Raw genomic sequence first — 1,936 nt, 5'->3', positions numbered from 1 at the left:
AGTTACGGGGAGGGCTTTAGCGGAGCGCCCTTGCGGGTGGCTCCGGAGACAGATCGCACGGCAACGGGCAACCGGGGCAACGGCGGTGGGCAAGAGACGAGCCAACGCGCATCGAGCACTGGAGATCACGATCATGTTTGAGCCGACGCGCTTGTCAGGCGAGCACCTTGTTGACGCTTATTCCCAGGTGGTGCCGATGCATCCGCGTCCGGTGCGAAGCACCCCTGCCAGTGAAAAGAGCCAACCGCCTGAAGCGCCTCAGTACCTGTCCACGACACGGAGGCAGGGTCAATGAGCGCTCTTCAAGCCGCCCTGTACGCGCGCGTGTCCTCAGAGCAACAGTCTCAGGCACAGACGATTCAGAGTCAGGTGGCGGCGCTGCGCGCACGGATCGACGCCGATGGCCGGCGGCTCATCCCTGAGCACGCGTTCGTCGATGACGGCTATAGCGGATCGACGTTGATCCGCCCGGCACTGGAGCGTTTACGCGACGCACTCGCGAGCGGACAGGTCGATCGTTTATACGTCCACTCCCCGGATCGTCTGGCCCGCAAATACGCCTACCAAGTGCTGTTGATCGACGAATGGCAGCGCTCCGGCGTTGAGCCCGTCTTTCTCAATCGTGAGCTGAGCGGATCGCTCGAGGATGAACTGCTGTTGCAGGTCCAAGGCATGATTGCTGAGTATGAGCGGGCCAAGATCTTGGAGCGCAGCCGCCGGGGTAAACGCCATAAGGCCCAGGTTGGCGGCGTCAGTGTCCTCTCCGGAGCACCCTATGGCTACCGCTACATCACGCTCGCTGAAGGTGGCGGGCAAGCCCGTGACGAGATCTGTGAAGACGAGGCCCAAGTGGTGCGCCAGGTCTTTACCTGGGTCGCTCGCGAACGGCTCAGCCTGGGCGAGGTCTGCCGACGGTTGCAGGCCGCCGCGCTCCCCACCCGCAGCGGCAAGACCTGGTGGGACCGCAGCACGATTTGGGACATGCTCAAGAACCCCGCTTATCGAGGCCAAGCCGCCTTTGGCAAGACGCGCAGTGGGCCGCTACAACCGCGTCTGCGCGCCCAGCGTGGACAGCCCTTACAACCCCGCCGCGCCCACGCCACGCAGGATGTGCCAGTGGCCGACTGGCTCTTGATTCCGGTTCCCGCCTTGGTCAGTGACGCCGTGTTTGATGCCGTTCAGGAGCAGCTTGACGAGAATCGGCGCCGGGCACGCACGCATCAGCGCGGCGCCCGCTATCTGCTGCAAGGGCTGGTGGTCTGCGCCTGCTGCGGCTATGCCTATTATGGCAAGGCCATCAGCAACCGCGCCCGCAAAGGCCATCGCCGAGACGATGCCTACTATCGCTGCATCGGGACCGATGCCTACCGCTTCGGCGGCCAGCGTGTGTGCACCAACACGCAGGTGCGCACCGATCGTCTAGAGCAGGCCGTCTGGCAGCAGATCGGTCAGTTGCTCGACGATCCTGAACGCCTCGTGCATGAATATGAGCGCCGCCTGCAGGTCGCCGAGCATCCGCCCGCAGCACCCGAGAGCGCCGCGCTAGACAAGCAGATGGCCAAGCTCAACCAAGGCATCAGCCGCCTGATCGACAGCTACAGCGAGGGGTATCTCGATAAGAACGAATTCGAGCCGCGCATCCGGCGTTTCAAAGAGCGCCTGCTCACCCTCCAAGCGCAGGCCGAGCAGCACCGCGATGAGCGTCAGCGACAGGCCGAGCTGCAGCTGATCATCGGTCGTTTAGAGGAGTTTGCCACGAAGGTCTCAGACGGACTTGAGCGGCTCGATTGGAGTGAACGCCGCGCGCTTATTCGCACTCTGGTGAAGCGCATCGAAATCAACCGCGAGCATGTGAACGTGGTGTTTCGAGTCGACGGCACCGCCGGAGGAGCTGACACCGGCCCTTTTTTGCAACATTGTAGGAAGGGTGGCCCGT

At 63.3% G+C, this 1,936-nt stretch carries 1 protein-coding gene; it reads left to right on the top strand.

The genetic code is table 11. The features are described 5' to 3' along the window. Positions 1–291: 291 nt before the first annotated feature. Positions 292–1,936 (top strand): recombinase family protein (locus VBE63_RS28325; RefSeq protein ID WP_323686323.1); only part of this gene is annotated, 1,645 nt, incomplete at its 3' end.

Source organism: Lamprobacter sp., assembly GCF_034860625.1.
GTDB lineage: Bacteria > Pseudomonadota > Gammaproteobacteria > Chromatiales > Chromatiaceae > Lamprobacter.
The sequence above is the reverse complement of the archived record's forward strand: the minus strand, read 5'-3'. Positions and strand labels throughout refer to the sequence as shown.